This is a genomic window from Enterococcus sp. FSL R5-0957 (assembly GCF_038008005.1).
GTDB classification, from domain to species: Bacteria; Bacillota; Bacilli; order Lactobacillales; family Enterococcaceae; genus Enterococcus_B; species Enterococcus_B faecium.
The window spans coordinates 133,768-151,751 of sequence record NZ_JBBOYG010000002.1 but is presented as its reverse complement, the minus strand read 5'-3'; the positions used below and the strand labels follow the sequence as shown (position 1 = coordinate 151,751).

The window sequence follows — 17,984 nt, the reverse complement described above, 5'->3', positions numbered from 1 at the left end:
GGTTTATTCTTATGATTTGTCAAATTAAGCTAGAATAAAATGCTTCTTGTACATAGCTCAAAAATATTTCGATTGGTGTTCTGTAATTCAATGATTTTCTTGGAATATGATTACGTTGATTGCTGACACTGGAAATAAATGTCTGATTCACTTCTCTAAAATCCATTGATTTCGGCAGTCCATTACGACGCAGAATCCCGTTAGAATTCTCGTTTAATGGGCGTTGAGAAGGTGTTCCAGGGTCCGCAAAATATATATCAATATCATGTTGGTTACTAATGGCTTTCCAGTTAGAAAATTCTTTTCCACAGTCAAACGTAATAGATTTAAAGAAGTTTTTAGGGAAGCGAGAAAACCATTGATTAAGGGCAGTTTCAATATCTAATGCCTTACGGCCGTTGGGTTTAATCGTGATAATGACTTTAGATAATCTTTCAACTAAAGTAATGACGGCACTTTTATGATGAATGCCAACGATCGTATCACCTTCAAGGTGACCAAACTCAGAATTGAAATCAGGATAATTATCAGGTCGATCATGGATTGAGCGCTGATACTGTTGTTTTCCCCGTTTTTCCTGATGGCCATTGGGTTTTCTTTTACCTTTCATCGGTAGTGTGTCAATATCAAATATTCCTTTAGAAAATAAACGATAAAGTGTTCTCATACCGCATGAAACAGGCCTTTCTTTTCGCCCGATAATGACGTCAGGCGTCCAACCAAGAGTGACTTTCTCTTTAATGTAATCTACTTCATGAGCAGGTAATTGAATGACTTTTCTCCCACATTTTTTCTTATTTTCTTTATACTGGTGCCAATAATCAAGAGCAGTCTTGCCTTGCTTGAACTTATTGACTACATTATAAATAGTTTGTATAGCACGTCCCATTCGGTTAGCGATTTCAACCGGCTTATTATGTTGAAGATAATATGATTCTATCATTGTCAGTTCGTCTATGGTAAGATGTTTGTAGGTCATTTATGGTTACACTCCTTTGTTTTCTTTCGTCGGAAATACAATTTGAGTGTACCATAAATGCCTTTTTATTTTTCTAACTTAATTTTACAATTCGCGTCTTATAAAAATAATAGACACTTCTAGGGATTTCTAATAACCGACACAACAAAGAAACAGTGTAATCCTTACACCATTTTTCAATAAATTGAACAAGCGAATTTAGGTTTTCCGAGAGAATATGGCTGCGGCTTTTTTTAAGATTTCAAGTTCCTCATTTAAACGAGCATTTTCTTTTCTCAGTTCAGCTACTTCTTTTCCAGTCAGTCCTGTGGACTGATCAGGTAAATATAAATTCTTCCATTTGTAAATCGTTGCTTCAGATAAGCCATATTCTTTCGCTAACCCTTGAACAGAACGTCCAGTTTGATTCAGTTCAACAATCATTTGTTTAAAATTTTCTTCATATCGGGTCATAAAAATTCATCCTCTCGTAGATAAGTTTAATTTATTCTTGTCTCTACGAAAAGCTGTCTAAGATTTGATACTAACACCAGGAATAAAAGGTGATAGTGGTGTGGGAAAGTCAACTTTAGCACAACTTCTAGCTGGATTTTATGTACCAGATAGCGGGAAAATTTGTATAAATGAGAAAAATATTGAAAATATTAATAGAAAAGACTTACGTAAATTAATTACTTATGTTCCTCAAGAATCTTTTATTGTGAGTGGATCCATTAAAGATAATTTAGTTTTAGGTTTAGAAAGTGTCCCTAATGAAAAAGAATTTGATAAAGTATTGAAAGATACTTGTTTGTGGAGTTTTATTAATGAGCTTCCTCTGGGTCTTGATACGTATCTAGAAGAAAATAGAACGAATTTATCAGGTGGTCAAAAGCAAAGAATAGCTCTAGCAAGAGTTTTATTATCAGAAAGTAAAGTTTTATTGTTAGATGAAGCTACGAGTGCTCTAGATTCTAAAACTGAAATGCGAATTTTTGATAAGTTATTAACATACTCTAATAAGACATTAATAATGATATCCCATAACCTTAACTTAATAAACAAGTGCGATTTGATAATTGATTTAGATAAAAAGTGACTTCGAGAAATTATAATAAAATTATTTAAAAGTAAATTAAAATTAAGGAGGATTAATAAATGAGTAATTTAAAATGGTTTTCTGGCGGAGATGATCGAAGCAAAAGAGCAGAAATAATTATTACTGAATTATTAGATGATTTAGAGACAGATTTAGGAAATGATTCCCTTCGAATGATATTGCACACCTACCTTGGAAATCTGAAAAATGAAGGAACTTCAGTACCTTTAATTTTAAGTCGTATGAATTTAGAAATATCAAATGCAATAAAAAAAGACGGTGTATCTTTAAATGCAAAGCAATCAAAAAAATTAAAAGAATTGATGTCTATATCTAATATAAGATATGGTTATTAGTAATTTCGGTTGCGTCAAGAATTATGTGTAAATGGAAAAAACCATTCTGTCGGTTAAGTTAAAACATTGATTCTAATGTATCTTGTATTTCTTTAAAACCTTTATGAATCCGACACAAAAACTTCTGATTATAGTTGTTGAATTGAGAAACTAAGAATCTCTCCAGAGATTCTTCATTAGGAAATTGTTCTTTTCTTTTTGTATATTTTTTTAATTGTTTGTTAAAACCTTCAATCAAGTTAGTTGAATAAATGGTTCTTCTGATTGATGGAGGAAAATTATAAAAGGTTAATATAGCAGGATTCATGAGTAATTTAACTACTCGTGGATACTGCTTTTTCCATTTATCTATCATAAAACTTATTTGATTCATAGCTTCTTCTTTTGAAGCTGCTTGATAAACCAATTTAAAATCATTACAGACTTCTTGTCGGTCACTAACACGAACCTTATGAGCAATGTTTCTAGAGATATGGACACAACATTGTTGAAATTGAGCATTTGGATAAATACTATGGATACTATCGTTAATGCCGCTTAAACCATCAGTTACAACTAATAAAACCTCTTCTAAACCACGGTCTTTTAAGTCTTGAAGTATTTCTTTCCAAACATACGAAGACCCAGTTGGAGCAATACTAAACCCAAGAACCTCTTTGGTCCCATCTAGTCGGATACCTATGACAATATATACAGCTTCTTTTGAGACAGTTTGTCTTTTTAAAGGAATGTGAGTAGCATCCATAAAAATGATTGAGTATTGGGATTCTAAGGACCTTTCTTTAAAAGCAACAACATCTTCAGATACTATTTGAGTGATATTGGAAATGGTTTGTGGCGTATAGTAATGACCATATATTTTTTCAATCAACTCAGAGATTTCAGACATAGTGATTCCTTTTTGAAATAATTGGATAATGGTGGTTTCTAAAGAGTCGTTACTTCTTTTATAAGCAGGCAACGTTTGTTGAGAAAACTCTCCGTTTCTATCTCTAGGAATTGCCAAATTTAATTCTCCAAACTCTGTTTTAAATGAACGAGAATAATTCCCATTTCGGGAATTACCTGAATTAAAACCAGTGCGATTATATTTCTCATAATCAAGAAAAGCCGTTAATTCAGCTTGTAGCAGTGTATTGATAGCTAATTCTAGATGACGACGGAATAAGTCATCCAAATCACCTTTATTGATTAGTGTTTCCATAATTTCTGTAGTAAAATTAGTCATGAGAAAGTCCTCCTATAAAATTTCGGTTGAGGTAACTTTAATTTTACAGAATGGACTTTCTTTTTATCTACCTAAAATTTCTATTTACACAAAATATTTTACGCTATCTTCCTACCACGACAGAAAATCCACCTGATAAAAAATCTCCACTTGCTATGATTCCACCAAATAAACCTATAAATACAAGAAAAGCGCCTATTGAAAGTAATAATATTCGTACAATATTTTCATTTTTCATCCCCATCTCTGATATAATAATATACACAGTCTCTGAAATGAGAACCCTAGCCGCAGCTCCAACTGCGAATGGGGTATTTTTTATAGGTCAAAACTTACTTTTACCGCTTTACCTAAAATTCTTGCTGGATTATTTTCATCAATGATATAAGGATGATAATCATTATTATCGGGCATTAGCATTACAACATCATTAACATGTTTAACTCTTTTGAGAGTCGCTTCAGAGTCGCCGTTTACTATAACTGCTGCAATTTCTCCATCTTCCACAACTGGTTGTCTTCGAATCAACACGTAACTATCAGAAGGGATTGTAGGAACCATGCTATTACCTTTGATTTTTAAATAAAAGACTTCACCAGTGGGCAAGTTTTCGTCTATCTCTTCTCTATATTCTTCAATATTTTCTTCAGCTAAAATAGGATCTCCACAAGCAATTTCTCCCAAAACAGGAATCTGTCTATATTTTTTAACAGGTATTAAATTTTTCGGTATCTCGCCATACCGCGGATCAATCGTAGACTTCAATACGCCAAAATAATCTGCTATGTCGTTAAAGGCAGCGCGCGTTAATGCTGGATTCACTAGTAAAAAAGCCGCTAAAGCTGCTGATGTGCATTTTCAAACGTTGTCCAAATATGAAAAAGATAGTTCTGATATTCCATTTTCTCTTTTAAATGAGCTGTCTAATCTGTATCAAGTTCCTATTAACAATATTTTTTTGGGCAAAGAGTACGCTTTAATCCGTATCATAAATAATAAAAGAAATGAGGTAATGAATTGAACGAAGTTTCAAAGGACGTTCTGGCAATCGAAGCCCACGAAAAAGCAAAGTCTTAGTCTGATACGCTTAACACTTCTTTACTATTGTTTAAACAAAATTATCCTAATTATTTCTAATTGATTCTATAAGCACTTTACTTAGCGATACATAAAAATTGTGATACAATTCAGTTATAGTTTTAAAGGATATTATGGTCACTAAGTTACACATATAAATTTTTATGGAGGTGTGGTAATATGGCAAATTTCTACGGAAATGATCCTTTTTTCAACAATGATATGGATGATGTTTTCAATCAATTATTTCGGCGCATGGATAATCAAAATTCGAAGCGTGCACGGTATTTAGTTAATGGACAATCGTTGACACCGGATGAGTTTGCTCAATACCGAGCAACTGGTAAGCTACCCCAAAATAATAAAACAATAGAAGTATCTAAAGATGGTCAACAGGCTGTTAAAAAAGGAGGGATTTTAGAAAAATTAGGGACTAATTTGACGGAACAGGCTCGTGATGGATTACTAGATCCAGTGATTGGACGTGAGAATGAGATTCAAGAAACTGCAGAAATTTTGAGTCGTAGAACGAAAAATAATGCAATCTTAGTTGGTGATGCCGGTGTAGGTAAAACTGCAGTCGTCGAAGGTCTGGCACAAGCAATTGTGGCTGGTAAAGTTCCAGAAACGATTCAAGATAAAGAAATCTATTCGATTGATTTATCGTCTTTGGAAGCGGGAACTCAATATCGCGGTTCTTTTGAAGAAAATATTAAACAGCTGGTAGAGGAAGTTAAAGCAGCTGGTAATATTATTCTATTCTTCGATGAAATTCATCAGATTCTCGGCACGGGTGCCACTGGTGGTGAAGATGGTGGCAAAGGATTGGCTGATATCATTAAACCTGCTTTGTCACGTGGCGAGCTGAGTGTAATCGGGGCTACGACTCAAGATGAATATCGCAATACTATTTTGAAAAATGCGGCTTTGGCACGGCGATTCAATGATGTTGTGATTAATGAACCGACGGCCGCTGACACTTTACGTATATTACAAGGTGTTAAAGAGCTGTACGAAAAACATCATCATGTTGTATTACCAGATGATGTTTTGAAGGCGGCTGTGGATTATTCAATCCAATATATACCACAACGCACTTTGCCAGATAAAGCTATCGATTTGATCGACATGACTGCGGCTCATTTAGCGGCTAAAAATTCGCAAACTGATGTTGAGACATTGGATCAACGCCTTAAAAAATTAGAGGCAGCTAAGGAGGCCGCCATTAAAGCGGAGGACTTTACAAAAGCCGCTGATATCAAGAAGTCGATCGAGGAAACCAAGCAAAAGATTAAAGAAACGGATCAAAAAGAAAAAATCACTGCCACGATTGATGATGTGGCACAATCGGTTGAACGTTTAACTGGTATACCAGTTTCTGATATGGGCGCTAATGATATTGAGCGCTTGAAAAATCTTGATAAGCGTCTGAAAAGTAAGGTAATCGGTCAAGATGAAGCGGTTGAAATGGTAGCAAGAGCAATTCGGCGTAACCGTGCGGGCTTTTCAGAGGGTGATCAGCCGATTGGAAGTTTTCTGTTTGTGGGCCCAACTGGCGTAGGAAAGACTGAATTAGCTAAGCAATTAGCCTTAGATATGTTTGGAAATGAAAATGCGATTATTCGGCTAGATATGAGTGAATATGCTGATCGTACAGCTGTGTCGAAATTAATTGGTACCTCGGCTGGATACGTAGGCTATGAAGATAATGCTAATACTCTAACTGAACGGGTTCGGCGTAATCCATATTCCATTGTATTATTAGATGAAATTGAAAAGGCTCATCCACAAGTATTAACGTTACTGTTACAAGTGATGGATGATGGGCGCTTAACGGATGGACAAGGCAATGTCATTAATTTCAAAAATACGATTATTATTGCTACTTCTAATGCTGGCTTTGGTAATGAAGCATTAAGTGGTGACAAGCAACGAGATCAGTCATTAATGGATAAGTTAGCACCATTTTTCCGCCCAGAATTTCTGAACCGTTTTAATGGAATCGTGGAATTTTCACATCTGACTAAGCAAGACTTAAGTCAAATTGTCGATTTGATGTTGGCGGATGTACAAAAAACTTTAGCCAAAAAATCCATCAAACTTGAGGTAACTAAAGCGGCTAAAGATTGGCTGATGGAACAAGGCTATGATGAAGCAATGGGTGCGCGGCCATTACGGCGAGTAATTGAACGACAAATTCGTGATAAGGTAACGGATTTCTACCTTGACCACTTAGATGTCAAAAACTTGAAGGCTGATTTAGTGGATGATGAGATTGTGATATCGGCAGCTTAGCTTAAATCAGTGTTCATAAATAACTTTATATAAGAGGAGATTTATTGGGAAGGAGATTGCTTGATAGATCTCCTTTTTTCGTTGATTTTCACCATTTGATATTAATTTATTGAGTAATATGGGTAGCGTCAAGAATCTTGTGTAAATGAAATGCCTCCGTACATATAATATGATTCTATTTTTGTATTTACTTTTACTGTTTTTCTTAGGATTAGGGGGAGTAGGTACTGCTATTTTGGATGACTATAAGTGGTCGTTGTTTAGTGGAATTTGTAGGAGAATGAAAAAAAGTGCAACTGTTGAGTCTTATGAATGCTGGAAGAAGGAAATGAATGTGTAAAGGTATACAAAAGAGTCTAGCAATAGATACTAGGCTTTTTCCTATGGCTTTAAAATGTATACAGGTGGAATATGAATGTTGTTTGGACGATCACCGTTTCTGTCAGATAAACGTTGGAAAGCGCCGTGTAGACCTTCTACCAAATGACTGGATGGCAATAAATTGTGCCAATTTGTTACGATTTGATTTAATTTATTTAATCGATTCTGTTTTTCATTAAGTTGATCATCCATGTAAATATTTAGTACGTTTGTTAGGTATTGTGCCCACATTTTTAATGGTGTTAGTATCAAATCTTAGACAGCTTTTCGTAGAGACAAGAATAAATTAAACTTATCTACGAGAGGATGAATTTTTATGACCCGATATGAAGAAAATTTTAAACAAATGATTGTTGAACTGAATCAAACTGGACGTTCTGTTCGAGGGTTAGCGAAAGAATATGGCTTATCTGAAGCAACGATTTACAAATGGAAGAATTTATATTTACCTGATCAGTCCACAGGACTGACTGGAAAAGAAGTAGCTGAACTGAGAAAAGAAAATGCTCGTTTAAATGAGGAACTTGAAATCTTAAAAAAAGCCGCAGCCATATTCTCTCGGAAAACCTAAATTCGCTTGTTCAATTTATTGAAAAATGGTGTAAGGATTACACTGTTTCTTTGTTGTGTCGGTTATTAGAAATCCCTAGAAGTGTCTATTATTTTTATAAGAATAAACCGTTGACAGCTACAGAAATCAGAAATAATAAGTTGAAAAAGAAGATTTCAACAATTTTTTTTACGAATAAACAACGCTATGGTGCCACAAAGATCCATCAAGTTTTATTAAAAGAAGGGATTTCAGTATCTCTTAAACATGTCCAAAAGCTAATGAAACAATTAAATTTAAGGTCGATTGTAGTTAAAAAATATAGACCTCAAAGGTCTAATAAACCGATCATTTCAAAAGAGAATCTCTTAAATCAGGACTTTTCTACTGAAACGATCTGTGAGAAATGGGCAGCTGACATTACGTACATTCCTACTAAGAAAAATGGTTGGTGTTACTTATCTTCAATCATGGATTTACACACGAAAAAAATTATTAGTTATACATTTTCAAAACGAATGACTGTGGATTGTGTCATTCAAACATTGAATAAAGCAAAAATACATTATCACATTCCAGAAGGAATGATTCTACACACTGACTTGGGCAGCCAATACACAGCAAGAGAAGTGGAACAATGGCTTAAAACCAACAAAATAAGGCATTCTTATAGTAGAAAAGGAACACCTTATGATAATGCTGGAATCGAATCTTTCCATGCCTCATTGAAAAAAGAAGAAGTCTACACGACTAGCTACTCAGATTTTGAAGAAGCAAATCGAGCGCTATTTAGCTACATTGAAGGATTTTATAACCGAAATCGAATCCATAGCTCGATTCACTATCTAACCCCACAGGAATTTGAAGAATTAGCAAAAGAAAAAATGGCTTAACCGTCTCTACTAAAATGTGTCCAAGATATTGACTCAAATCCAAATTGAAGAAATGAAAAAGTTCGGCGCAGAAAAAATTTTCATCGAGAAACAATCTGGAGCAACGATTACTCATCGACCGATTTTCCAGGAAGCTTTAGAGTTTGTCCGAGACCAAGATATTTTTATTGTCGAAGCAATCGACCGACTTGGAAGAAATTACGACGAAATCATTGCTTCAGTCAATTACCTAAAGAAGAAAAACGTGCAGCTGATCATCACCAGTCTACCGATCATGGCTGAAGCAATTGGCAATCCTCTTTTGGATAAATTCATTAAAGATTTAATCATCCAAATTTTGGCCATGATTGCAGAGCAAGAGCGTACCGAATCTAAACGACGCCAGGCGCAAGGCATTAAAATTGCAAAAGCAAATGGCGTCTATAAAGGTCGTCCAAAACTCTATAGTGCAGATACAAAAAATCCTCAACGACGTTTAGTTTATGAAAACATCGTTAAGGATTTAAATGAGGGCATAGCTATTTCAAAAATTGCTAAAAACTACAATATTACTAGACAAACTATTTACAGAATTAAGAATGATATTGAGTATAACAGTAATCAAATGAATTAAAAAAGTTCTTTATACATTAAAATTTCTTCTTTTAACTCATCAATTCTAGGAGATCTAACATCAGAATCAGCAATTGCATTTAATAACTCATCAATATTTTCTTTATTCGCTAGTAAAGGATCATAGTATTTTATATTCTTTTTAATTAATTCCAGAGTTTTTATATTTTGTTCTTTGTAATTAGCTAGAATTTCTTCTACAGTTTCGCCTGAAATCATAGCCATATCTGAACCAGTATTGATTCCTTTGAATGGATAAGGTTCTTTATCATATGCCTTTATCATTTCTACTAAATCATCATATCCTAAGTGTTTTTTAACATACAGCATAAAATTTATTAATGTAAAAAATGGCATTGAAGAATAGTCTGGAAATATAAATTGAAACAGTTTGTTCGCAAAATATTTATCATCATCATTGCTTTCTGGTGACACTGACAGGCTGCTAAGCCACTTTAAATACAATTCAAATATAATTATTTGTTTTTGTGAATTATCTTCATTCTCATCATAAATAAGTTTATCGGGTAAAAGATTATCTAAGTTATCTACTAAAGATAGGCTATTAGCTTTCTTGGCATAAGATATTAATTTTAAAATATTATTATTTAGGAATAATCTATATTCTTCTCCAGATAATTCTTCTAAAAATTGTGATAGGAATTGATTATATCTGTTACTAGAATTCCAATTAAAAATAGAGTTTTTTGTATAGATATCGAAAAAATCATTTACTTTTTTTATATCTATATTCTTTCCTTCAAGATACACACATTTTATTTCGGAATAAATAAATTTGGATAAACGCTCATAAACATCATAATCGATAGTATTGTACGTATTTATTTCATCAAATTTATTCATGTCTATACTAGTGAAAAAGATAGACATAAATTCTAATTTTTTTTCATAGTCTTTATTTTCTTCACATTGATCTATATACATATCCATCAGATCGATTTCTTCTATCTCTCCATGTTGATCCACTGAATTCCATATGAGAGACCATATTTCTTTCTGAACAGCTTCATTCTTGGATAAGTTACTAATATATCTTTTCCTACATTCTGTTCTATATTTAACGGTTTCACTAGAATTGTTTTTTGAATAAGTACGCTTGTTAATAATCCAAAAATAGCACCTAACTAACGATAGAATAGATAAGCTTATGCCGATTACATATAAAAGAAGTACTATACAGTTAAGTTTTCTATAAAACTCATTACTTGCTGAATTTGTTTGATAGAAAAGTAAAGGCAATGTTAACAATATTAGTCCAAAAGACAGTTTTTTTATTTTTATAACTTGATCAAATACTACCATTTTATCCCAATCAACAGCATTCTCATTTTCAAATAAAAATGTAGCAATTGGTATAAATAATGCCAACACTGTACTTGTTATATTCCATAAAAATCCCGAATCCATAATTATTTTCCTCCTATATAAAATTTGTAAAATGTAAATATAATTACTCAATTATCTTTTTAAAAGCTTCCTCCATTAATATAATATTATCATCCAAATCGTCGATGTTGGGAGCGTCAATAATTTTGTGTAAATAACTCGTCCTTCTGCAAAATAATGGGTTACTCAGTAAACATTGAAGCTAATGTATCCGTCACTTGTTGGAAGCCTTTATGGCTTCTATTTAAGAATTTTTGATTGTATGTATCAAAGATGGATACTAGGAAACGCTCTAGTGATTCTTCATTTTGAAACTGATCTTTTCTGCGGCTGTATTTCTTGATTTGTTTATTGAAAGATTCGATTAAATTAGTTGAGTAAATGCTTCGGCGGATACCAGGCGGAAACTCATAAAAAGTCAATAAATCTTGATTTTTTATCAGTGACTGCGTCACTTTAGGATAAGTTTTCTGCCACTTCTCAATCATACTCCCTAAAAAGGTATTTGCCTCTTCCTTTGAGCTAGCTTGATAAACAGCCTTAAAATCATCACAGATTTCTTTTCGGTCTTTGACACGTACTTTATGAGCAATATTACGGGAAACGTGAACACAGCAATGTTGGTATTTAGCTTTAGGATAAATCTGGTGAATCGTATCTTTCATGCCTTTTAAGCCATCGGTAATAAACAGTAAGACATCATGAACCCCTCTGGAGTAAATGTCCTGTAACAACTCATTCCAAACGTAGGTCGATTCAGTCGGAGCAATCGCATAACTTAGTACTTCTTTAGTGCCGTCTTCTCGTATACCAATGGCAATATAGATTGCTTCTTTGGAGACGGTTTGCCGTTTTAAAGGAATATAAGTAGCATCCATGAAAATAGCGACATACTTATCATTTAGAGTTCTAACTTTAAATGCATTTACTTCTTCAGTCAGCACTTTAGTTATATTGGACATGGTTTGGAGCGTGTAGTGATGCCCATACATTTTCTCAATCAAGTCTGCGATTTCCGACATGGTAATACCTTTTCGGAAGAGGTGAATGACGGTCTCCTCTAAGGTATCATTCGTCCGTCTATAAGCAGGAACAGTCTGTTGCTTGAACTCGCCGTTGCGGTCGCGCGGAATCTGGAGATGAAGTTCCCCGTACTCGGTCTTGACCGTACGGTCATAGGAGCCGTTACGAGAATTACCCGTGTTAAAACCAATACGATCGTACTTTTCGTAATCGAGGAAAGCCGTTAACTCCGTTTTGAGAAGCGTATTGACAGCTTTTTCCAAATGGACACGGAATAATTCATTCAAATCGCCTTTGTTCGCTAGAGTCTTTAGAATTTCTGTAGTAAAATCGTTCATATGGAAGTCCTCTTTTCTGTGAATGTGTTGTGGTAACTCTATTCTACAGAAGGGACTTCCTTTTTTCTATTTACACAAAATATTTTACACTCTCTCGATGTTACATCTATAGAATTCTTTTATTACTTTCAAAGTATCTAAAGTTATCACAAATGATAGTTTTTCCAATACATGTATTTGTAACGCTGATTCTATTCCAATATTTGATGCAATATGATTAATAGTGCCAGTTCCATGAACATCCATTGATCCAATTCCATATATAGAAAAATATAGAGATTTGTCGATATTAAGTCTTTTCATCAACTTCAGTATGCTTGTTTTCTTTTCTTGGTCTAAATCGTACCAATGCCTATTGTCCCATCTTTTTGTTCCTTTATACTTAAATAATTTTTTCTGTTCATTCTTGTAATACGTAATTATATCATATGATTTGTCAAATTAAGCTAGAATAAAATGCTTCTTGTACATAGCTCAAAAATATTTCGATTGGTGTTCTGTAATTCAATGATTTTCTTGGAATATGATTACGTTGATTGCTGACACTGGAAATAAATGTCTGATTCACTTCTCTAAAATCCATTGATTTCGGCAGTCCATTACGACGCAGAATCCCGTTAGAATTCTCGTTTAATGGGCGTTGAGAAGGTGTTCCAGGGTCCGCAAAATATATATCAATATCATGTTGGTTACTAATGGCTTTCCAGTTAGAAAATTCTTTTCCACAGTCAAACGTAATAGATTTAAAGAAGTTTTTAGGGAAGCGAGAAAACCATTGATTAAGGGCAGTTTCAATATCTAATGCCTTACGGCCGTTGGGTTTAATCGTGATAATGACTTTAGATAATCTTTCAACTAAAGTAATGACGGCACTTTTATGATGAATGCCAACGATCGTATCACCTTCAAGGTGACCAAACTCAGAATTGAAATCAGGATAATTATCAGGTCGATCATGGATTGAGCGCTGATACTGTTGTTTTCCCCGTTTTTCCTGATGGCCATTGGGTTTTCTTTTACCTTTCATCGGTAGTATGTCAATATCAAATATTCCTTTAGAAATGGTGTTAGTATCAAATCTTAGACAGCTTTTCGTAGAGACAAGAATAAATTAAACTTATCTACGAGAGGATGAATTTTTATGACCCGATATGAAGAAAATTTTAAACAAATGATTGTTGAACTGAATCAAACTGGACGTTCTGTTCAAGAGTTAGCGAAAGAATATGGCTTATCTGAAGCAACGATTTACAAATGGAAGAATTTATATTTACCTGATCAGTCCACAGGACTGACTGGAAAAGAAGTAGCTGAACTGAGAAAAGAAAATGCTCGTTTAAATGAGGAACTTGAAATCTTAAAAAAAGCCGCAGCCATATTCTCTCGGAAAACCTAAATTCGCTTGTTCAATTTATTGAAAAATGGTGTAAGGATTACACTGTTTCTTTGTTGTGTCGGTTATTAGAAATCCCTAGAAGTGTCTATTATTTTTATAAGAATAAACCGTTGACAGCTACAGAAATCAGAAATAATAAGTTGAAAAAGAAGATTTCAACAATTTTTTTTACGAATAAACAACGCTATGGTGCCACAAAGATCCATCAAGTTTTATTAAAAGAAGGGATTTCAGTATCTCTTAAACATGTCCAAAAGCTAATGAAACAATTAAATTTAAGGTCGATTGTAGTTAAAAAATATAGACCTCAAAGGTCTAATAAACCGATCATTTCAAAAGAGAATCTCTTAAATCAGGACTTTTCTACTGAAACGATCTGTGAGAAATGGGCAGCTGACATTACGTACATTCCTACTAAGAAAAATGGTTGGTGTTACTTATCTTCAATCATGGATTTACACACGAAAAAAATTATTAGTTATACATTTTCAAAACGAATGACTGTGGATTGTGTCATTCAAACATTGAATAAAGCAAAAATACATTATCACATTCCAGAAGGAATGATTCTACACACTGACTTGGGCAGCCAATACACAGCAAGAGAAGTGGAACAATGGCTTAAAACCAACAAAATAAGGCATTCTTATAGTAGAAAAGGAACACCTTATGATAATGCTGGAATCGAATCTTTGGATAGGCTACAATTAACTAGACAGAAAAATTAAGGTGTGTAGACTAGAAGAAAACATACCAGGAGGAATTTTTATGTCTAAGAGAACACGAAGAACTTTTTCACAAGAATTCAAGCAACAAATCGTCAATCTTTACTTAGCTGGAAAGCCACGTGTAGAAATCATTCGAGAATATGAACTAACGGCTTCAGCATTTGACAAATGGGTAAAGCAATCTAAAACGAGTGGTTCATTCAAAGAAAAAGATAATCTTACGCCTGAACAAAAAGAATTGTTAGAACTACGTAAAAGAAACCAGCAATTAGAAATGGAAAATGATATTTTAAAGCAAGCAGCGCTGATATTCGGACGAAGAGACAAGTAATCGATGCGAATAAGCATCTTTACCCTATATCAGCGATGTGCAGAATATTAGGTCTATCACGTCAGTCCTATTATTATCAATCAAAACCAAAGAAAGACGAATCAGAACTTGAAGAAGTAGTCGCTGAAGAATTTATCCGCAGCCGAAAGGCCTACGGCTCAAGAAAAATAAAAAAAGCCTTATCAAAACGAGGCATTCAGATCAGCCGACGAAAAATTAGTAGAATCATGAAAAATAGAGGATTAAAATCGAGCTATACTGTTGCTTATTTTAAAGTACATCATTCTACTTGCAATGAAGCCAAAACGACAAACGTATTGAATCGTAAATTCTTAAGAGACAACCCATTAGAAGCGATCGTAACAGACTTGACTTATGTACGAGTCGGGAAAAAATGGAATTATGTCTGTTTCATTTTGGATCTGTTCAATCGAGAAATTCTCGGCTATTCTTGTGGAGAACATAAAGATGCCGTTCTAGTAAAAAAAGCATTTAGCCGTATCAAACAACCTCTGACAGAGGTTGAGATTTTTCATACTGATCGTGGAAAAGAGTTTGATAACCAAGCTATTGATGAATTATTAACAACTTTTGACATCAATCGATCATTGAGTCATAAAGGCTGTCCTTTTGATAATGCCGTAGCTGAATCAACTTATAAGTCGTTGAAAGTAGAATTTGTCTATCAATACACATTTGAAACCTTACAACAATTGGATTTGGAGTTATTTGACTATGTCAATTGGTGGAACCACCTTCGGTTGCACGGTACACTTGGCTACGAGACACCGGTTGGTTACCGTAACCAGAGATTGGCGCAGCGAATCCTTGATAATGAGCTCGGATGTGCTAACGCTAGCGAGGCAGTCTAACTTTAACTGTTAGCTCCTGCCGAAGATCGTCACATCCGAGGAGGCTCATTGTCAAGGACAATCGGAATAGCATACGGAAAGAAGTTCTACACCTTATAAAATTTGTCAAAAAAACTGTTGCCATTCCACTTTCCATGCCTCATTGAAAAAAGAAGAAGTCTACACGACTAGCTACTCAGATTTTGAAGAAGCAAATCGAGCGCTATTTAGCTACATTGAAGGATTTTATAACCGAAATCGAATCCATAGCTCGATTCACTATCTAACCCCACAGGAATTTGAAGAATTAGCAAAAGAAAAAATGGCTTAACCGTCTCTACTAAAATGTGTCCAAGATATTGACTCAAATCCACTTTCGTACTTAATTTTGCGTATTTGAAAATTCTTCTTTTAGAGTACTTTTATTACGATACTAGTATGATATATATCTATAGCAAACAGTTAAAATCTTCCTAAAATAAGCGAATAGCATTCCTAAAACCTATAAAATTTTTAGATGAAGCGACAAGTGGACAATTAATAAACTACTTGAACATGAAATTATGGATCACCTTTCAAATTTAGAAAATGGAATTCTTATACTTATTGCGCAACATTTATTGATTGCAAAATTATGTGACAAAAAGAACTAGTAGAAGAAGGAATAATGGCTTGATAATAAAGTACTACCTATTAAAGGTAGTACTTTATTTAATTTAGTATAAATTAACATACTACTATATTTTAGGTTTCATATTATATAAATTAATAATATACTACCATTTGTTGGTAGTATAATTTAAAGGTAATAAGTTATTCTTTTATTACTATGTTTGGGTTTTATAGCAAAGAAAGTTTAATAAGAGTTTGGACCTAGCAAACAATATTAATGAGGTCATTAAATCTTATTATCTTTAGTAATATAACGAAATATCTACACAGACAAAATTAGAGAGTGTAAAATATTTTGTGTAAATAGAAAAAAGGAAATCCCTTCTGTAGAATAGAGTTACCACAAAACATTCACAGAAGAGAGGACTTCCCTATGAACGATTTTACTACAGAAATTCTAAAGACTCTAGCGAACAAAGGCGATTTGAATGAATTATTCCGTGTCCATTTGGAAAAAGCAGTCAATACGCTTCTCAAAACGGAGTTAACGGCTTTCCTAGATTACGAAAAGTATGATCGCATTGGTTTTAACACGGGTAATTCTCGTAACGGCTCCTATGACCGTACGGTCAAGACCGAGTATGGGGAACTTCATCTCCAGATTCCGCGCGACCGCAATGGCGAGTTCAAGCAACAGACTGTTCCTGCTTATAGACGGACGAATGACACGTTAGAGGAGACCGTCATTCACCTCTTCCGAAAAGGTATTACCATGTCGGAAATCGCAGACTTGATTGAGAAAATGTATGGGCATCACTACACGCCCCAAACCATGTCCAATATAACAAAATCATTTACAGAAGAGGTAACGGCGTTTAAAGGGCGAGAGCTTCATGACCGTTATGCTGCTATTTATATGGACGCAACGTATATTCCGTTAAAGCGGAAAACCGTCGCCAAGGAAGCTATTCATATCGCAGTTGGCATTCGCCCGGACGGATCAAAGGAAGTATTGGGCTATGCGATTGCACCGACTGAATCCATCACGATTTGGGAGGAAATTTTATTAGACCTTCAAGAGCGCGGTTTGAAAAATGTCCTCCTGTTCATCACGGATGGCTTAAAGGGGATGGTAGGAGCGATTAGTCGGTTCTATCCCAAAGCTCGTTTTCAACATTGTTGTGTACACGTTTTCCGTAATATCAGTCACAAAGTGCGTGTCAATAATCGTAAGGAAGTCTGTGATGATTTTAAAATGGTGTATCAAGCCTCATCTAAAGAGGTGGCGTTGGAAGCACGTGGTGCTTTTGCGAAAAAATGGAAAACCAGCTATCCAAAAGTGGTTGAATCGATTCTTTCGAACGATCACTTGCTCACTTTCTATGATTTCCCCTTGGCCATACGCAAGAGTATTTATTCTACGAACTTGATTGAATCCTTTAATAAGCAAATCAAGAAATACAGCCACCGCAAGGAACAGTTCCAAAACGAAGAGTCGATGGAACGTTTCTTAGTCTCGTCTTTTGATACTTACAACCAAAAATTCCTAGGTCGCAGTCATAAAGGCTTTCAACAGGCCGAAGGCGAACTTGAACAAATGCTAAGCCAACTGATTGAGAATTAGAAACAATCTGCAGTAGGGAAGAATCATTTACACAAAATTATTGACGCTCCCCAAAATTATGATCTTGCGTAAAGTTATAAAATATTAATAAAAATATTTTATTAATGAAAAGCTTGGTAACACGGTTATTCATATGCTAATTTATTTCACTTTATAGTAAGGGGAGTTCTTAGTATATTGTTCAAACTTAAATTTCATATAATTTAATTATGTAAATTAGCTATT

The 17,984-nt window shown here is 34.3% G+C and carries 18 protein-coding genes and 2 pseudogenes; 11 read left to right on the top strand and 9 right to left on the bottom strand.

Translation table 11 applies throughout. The features are described 5' to 3' along the window. Positions 1 to 19: 19 nt before the first annotated feature. Positions 20 to 979: an IS30-like element IS6770 family transposase gene (locus tag MKX69_RS13280; protein WP_002293280.1), complete on the bottom strand. Its 960-nt coding sequence runs from the start codon at positions 977 to 979 to the stop codon at positions 20 to 22. Positions 980 to 1,177: 198 nt separating this feature from the next. After that, positions 1,178 to 1,432 carry a transposase gene (locus MKX69_RS13275; protein ID WP_002311014.1) on the bottom strand — a complete coding sequence of 85 codons (255 nt, stop codon included), beginning with the start codon at positions 1,430 to 1,432 and terminating at the stop codon, positions 1,178 to 1,180. Between the two features lie 100 nt (positions 1,433 to 1,532). Between MKX69_RS13275 and MKX69_RS13270 the strand changes: the two genes are divergently transcribed. Continuing rightward, the gene (locus tag MKX69_RS13270; RefSeq protein WP_002329895.1) at positions 1,533 to 2,057 is read left to right on the top strand and encodes an ATP-binding cassette domain-containing protein; all 525 of its coding nucleotides are present in this window, start codon (positions 1,533 to 1,535) and stop codon (positions 2,055 to 2,057) included. Between the two features lie 59 nt (positions 2,058 to 2,116). Beyond that, positions 2,117 to 2,413, top strand: a complete 297-nt coding sequence (locus MKX69_RS13265; RefSeq protein WP_002293180.1) for a bacteriocin immunity protein — start codon at positions 2,117 to 2,119, stop codon at positions 2,411 to 2,413. A 58-nt stretch (positions 2,414 to 2,471) separates the two neighbouring features. Here MKX69_RS13265 and MKX69_RS13260 read toward each other — a convergent pair whose 3' ends face one another. The 3 genes from MKX69_RS13260 to MKX69_RS13250 form a co-directional block, all read right to left on the bottom strand. After that, a complete protein-coding gene (locus MKX69_RS13260) occupies positions 2,472 to 3,641 on the bottom strand; it encodes an IS256 family transposase (protein WP_002329896.1) in 1,170 nt (389 codons plus the stop codon). 103 nt (positions 3,642 to 3,744) lie between these two features. Beyond that, entirely contained in the window at positions 3,745 to 3,879 is a 135-nt protein-coding gene (locus MKX69_RS13255; protein ID WP_258081766.1) for a hypothetical protein, read from the bottom strand. 80 nt (positions 3,880 to 3,959) lie between these two features. Further along, positions 3,960 to 4,463, bottom strand: a complete 504-nt coding sequence (locus MKX69_RS13250) for a LexA family protein (RefSeq protein WP_002339862.1) — start codon at positions 4,461 to 4,463, stop codon at positions 3,960 to 3,962. Between MKX69_RS13250 and MKX69_RS13245 the strand changes: the two genes are divergently transcribed. Together MKX69_RS13245 and clpL are read left to right on the top strand one after the other, a co-directional pair. Then, entirely contained in the window at positions 4,426 to 4,662 is a 237-nt protein-coding gene (locus MKX69_RS13245) for a helix-turn-helix transcriptional regulator (protein ID WP_073461081.1), read from the top strand. The genes MKX69_RS13250 and MKX69_RS13245 overlap by 38 nt on opposite strands. 236 nt (positions 4,663 to 4,898) lie before the next feature. Continuing rightward, positions 4,899 to 7,013 carry an ATP-dependent protease ClpL gene (gene clpL / locus MKX69_RS13240; protein WP_341009978.1) on the top strand — a complete coding sequence of 705 codons (2,115 nt, stop codon included), beginning with the start codon at positions 4,899 to 4,901 and terminating at the stop codon, positions 7,011 to 7,013. Between the two features lie 381 nt (positions 7,014 to 7,394). Here the strand turns inward: clpL and MKX69_RS13235 are convergent, their stop codons facing one another. Further along, the gene (locus tag MKX69_RS13235) at positions 7,395 to 7,586 is read right to left on the bottom strand and encodes a hypothetical protein (protein WP_002293199.1); all 192 of its coding nucleotides are present in this window, start codon (positions 7,584 to 7,586) and stop codon (positions 7,395 to 7,397) included. A 124-nt stretch (positions 7,587 to 7,710) separates the two neighbouring features. Between MKX69_RS13235 and MKX69_RS13230 the strand changes: the two genes are divergently transcribed. Both MKX69_RS13230 and MKX69_RS13225 read left to right on the top strand, forming a co-directional pair. Continuing rightward, positions 7,711 to 8,837 (top strand): IS3 family transposase gene (locus MKX69_RS13230; protein ID WP_094850654.1). Its coding sequence is split into 2 segments (ribosomal slippage): positions 7,711 to 7,939 and positions 7,939 to 8,837, totalling 1,128 coding nucleotides; the frame shifts between segments, so codons are not numbered across the junction. Positions 8,838 to 8,889: 52 nt separating this feature from the next. Further along, positions 8,890 to 9,450: a recombinase family protein gene (locus tag MKX69_RS13225; RefSeq protein WP_002362392.1), complete on the top strand. Its 561-nt coding sequence runs from the start codon at positions 8,890 to 8,892 to the stop codon at positions 9,448 to 9,450. On the opposite strand, the gene MKX69_RS13220 is transcribed toward MKX69_RS13225, so the two are convergent. From MKX69_RS13220 to MKX69_RS13210, 3 genes and pseudogenes are all read right to left on the bottom strand, one after another. Next, the gene (locus MKX69_RS13220) at positions 9,447 to 10,877 is read right to left on the bottom strand and encodes a hypothetical protein (RefSeq protein ID WP_002334568.1); all 1,431 of its coding nucleotides are present in this window, start codon (positions 10,875 to 10,877) and stop codon (positions 9,447 to 9,449) included. The genes MKX69_RS13225 and MKX69_RS13220 overlap by 4 nt on opposite strands. A 161-nt stretch (positions 10,878 to 11,038) precedes the next feature. Then, entirely contained in the window at positions 11,039 to 12,217 is a 1,179-nt protein-coding gene (locus tag MKX69_RS13215) for an IS256-like element ISEfm2 family transposase (RefSeq protein ID WP_341008454.1), read from the bottom strand. A 436-nt stretch (positions 12,218 to 12,653) separates the two neighbouring features. Beyond that, a pseudogene (locus MKX69_RS13210) lies at positions 12,654 to 13,277 on the bottom strand (IS30-like element IS6770 family transposase); the annotation flags it as partial. Positions 13,278 to 13,358: 81 nt separating this feature from the next. Here MKX69_RS13210 and MKX69_RS13205 point away from each other — a divergent pair. The 5 genes and pseudogenes from MKX69_RS13205 to MKX69_RS13185 all read left to right on the top strand — a co-directional run bounded on the left by MKX69_RS13205 (position 13,359) and on the right by MKX69_RS13185 (position 17,759). Continuing rightward, positions 13,359 to 13,613 (top strand): transposase, encoded by a 255-nt coding sequence (locus tag MKX69_RS13205; protein ID WP_341010569.1) that lies wholly within the window; start codon positions 13,359 to 13,361, stop codon positions 13,611 to 13,613. Then, positions 13,595 to 14,341, top strand: a complete 747-nt coding sequence (locus MKX69_RS13200; RefSeq protein WP_341010582.1) for an IS3 family transposase — start codon at positions 13,595 to 13,597, stop codon at positions 14,339 to 14,341. The genes MKX69_RS13205 and MKX69_RS13200 overlap by 19 nt, the downstream gene beginning before the upstream one ends. Positions 14,342 to 14,381: 40 nt before the next feature. Then, positions 14,382 to 15,544 (top strand): IS3 family transposase gene (locus tag MKX69_RS13195; protein WP_086956687.1). Its coding sequence is split into 2 segments (ribosomal slippage): positions 14,382 to 14,658 and positions 14,658 to 15,544, totalling 1,164 coding nucleotides; the frame shifts between segments, so codons are not numbered across the junction. Between the two features lie 112 nt (positions 15,545 to 15,656). Next, positions 15,657 to 15,854 (top strand): annotated as a pseudogene (locus tag MKX69_RS13190) (IS3 family transposase); the annotation flags it as partial. A 714-nt stretch (positions 15,855 to 16,568) separates the two neighbouring features. Then, positions 16,569 to 17,759 (top strand): IS256-like element ISLgar5 family transposase, encoded by a 1,191-nt coding sequence (locus MKX69_RS13185; RefSeq protein WP_341010568.1) that lies wholly within the window; start codon positions 16,569 to 16,571, stop codon positions 17,757 to 17,759. The last annotated feature ends 225 nt before the right edge of the window (positions 17,760 to 17,984 follow it).

Excerpts from the sequence above, each read along its gene's own strand:
- MKX69_RS13280 (WP_002293280.1), bottom strand. The coding sequence starts at position 979 with ATGACCTACAAACATCTTACCATAGACGAACTGACAATGATAGAATCA.
- MKX69_RS13275 (WP_002311014.1), bottom strand. The coding sequence starts at position 1,432 with ATGACCCGATATGAAGAAAATTTTAAACAAATGATTGTTGAACTGAAT.
- MKX69_RS13265 (WP_002293180.1), top strand. The coding sequence starts at position 2,117 with ATGAGTAATTTAAAATGGTTTTCTGGCGGAGATGATCGAAGCAAAAGA.
- MKX69_RS13260 (WP_002329896.1), bottom strand. The coding sequence starts at position 3,641 with ATGACTAATTTTACTACAGAAATTATGGAAACACTAATCAATAAAGGT.
- MKX69_RS13255 (WP_258081766.1), bottom strand. The coding sequence starts at position 3,879 with ATGAAAAATGAAAATATTGTACGAATATTATTACTTTCAATAGGCGCT.
- MKX69_RS13245 (WP_073461081.1), top strand. The coding sequence starts at position 4,426 with ATGTCGTTAAAGGCAGCGCGCGTTAATGCTGGATTCACTAGTAAAAAA.
- clpL (WP_341009978.1), top strand. The coding sequence starts at position 4,899 with ATGGCAAATTTCTACGGAAATGATCCTTTTTTCAACAATGATATGGAT.
- MKX69_RS13235 (WP_002293199.1), bottom strand. The coding sequence starts at position 7,586 with ATGGATGATCAACTTAATGAAAAACAGAATCGATTAAATAAATTAAAT.
- MKX69_RS13225 (WP_002362392.1), top strand. The coding sequence starts at position 8,890 with ATGAAAAAGTTCGGCGCAGAAAAAATTTTCATCGAGAAACAATCTGGA.
- MKX69_RS13220 (WP_002334568.1), bottom strand. The coding sequence starts at position 10,877 with ATGGATTCGGGATTTTTATGGAATATAACAAGTACAGTGTTGGCATTA.
- MKX69_RS13215 (WP_341008454.1), bottom strand. The coding sequence starts at position 12,217 with ATGAACGATTTTACTACAGAAATTCTAAAGACTCTAGCGAACAAAGGC.
- MKX69_RS13205 (WP_341010569.1), top strand. The coding sequence starts at position 13,359 with ATGACCCGATATGAAGAAAATTTTAAACAAATGATTGTTGAACTGAAT.
- MKX69_RS13185 (WP_341010568.1), top strand. The coding sequence starts at position 16,569 with ATGAACGATTTTACTACAGAAATTCTAAAGACTCTAGCGAACAAAGGC.